This window comes from Acetobacter okinawensis (assembly GCF_002153655.1).
Taxonomy (GTDB): domain Bacteria; phylum Pseudomonadota; class Alphaproteobacteria; order Acetobacterales; family Acetobacteraceae; genus Acetobacter; species Acetobacter okinawensis_A.
In genome coordinates this window covers 1-1049 of record NZ_JOPJ01000141.1, presented here as the reverse complement: position 1 = coordinate 1049, position 1049 = coordinate 1, and the positions used below count along the sequence as shown (strand labels likewise).

2 pseudogenes are annotated in these 1049 nt (G+C 63.7%); both read right to left on the bottom strand.

What is annotated here, in order from left to right:
• Positions 1-251, bottom strand: a pseudogene (locus HK26_RS13110) (hypothetical protein); the annotation flags it as partial.
• Positions 252-254: 3 nt separating this feature from the next.
• Positions 255-1049 (bottom strand): annotated as a pseudogene (locus tag HK26_RS13725) (hypothetical protein); the annotation flags it as partial.

The window sequence follows — 1049 nt, the reverse complement described above, 5'->3', positions numbered from 1 at the left end:
GCCAGACTGGCAGAAACCGCCAGCACAGCCGAGGGCATGAGGTTGGTGCGGTGCAGGCTAAAAACCCGGAAGGCTCCAGCTTGCGGAAGACTGAGTGTCAGCACCGCCACATTGCGCGGGCAGCGCCAGCCCATGGAGGCCGCACCACTGGTATTGCGCAGGTTTTCCACCGGCATGAGGTCAGTCTGCGCCGATGCCACAAGGGTGGCGTCCAGAACACGGTTCTGCCACCCAAAACCACAGTTTTCCATGTTTTACACCAGTATTTGCAGGGTCACGGTCTGATTGGACGAGGCGATTTCTTCACCCACGACCACACCAACAGCCCTTTGTTCCAGACCGGGGGCCGGAGCTGTCAGCCCGACCACATCCCCCAGCTCAATCTGCCATGCGTAGATCTGGGGCAGGGAGACCGCCCAGAGCTTGCGCTTGCTCCCCCACAGCGCACCATGGCGCTGGGCAATCACGGCAGCATCATCCTGCCTGCTCAAGGCCGTGCTGATCGTGTCCGGATCATTGGGCACACGCCAGCGGGATTTGACGGCGGCGGAATACCAGACCGCAGCCCGGTCCTGCTGGGCAACAAAGGATTGCTGCGCCGCCGTAATCTGGGGGTGCAGGCTGGAGCCAGCCGACTGGACCGTAAAGTTATGCGCAAAGCCAATGCGCCAGCGCCAGGTGGGCGGGTCCAGCGAGCTATCCAGACTATCCCCCGCCAGCGCGGTGATGATGTCGGGCGTCAGCTCCGCCACAACATGCGCCCCGGCATCGGGAGCAAGCAGCACAATGGGCAGGAGCGTTCCCGTGCGGGTCGGGATCAGGGTTATGCCCAGACCGGACAGCAGGGCAGTGACAGCCTGCTTGCCGGTCACACTGGCTGATCCGTCCCAGAACCACCCACCCGGCCACGGGGCCATGGTGGAGGTTGCCCCCCATGCCGGGTCTATGTAGGCCGGGGGGAGCAGCATATCCTCCAGCAGGAACTGCCGCAGAATATCCAGCACATTAGGGGGCGCTGCCCCTGAGCGGAACTGCCCCTCGGCATCCAC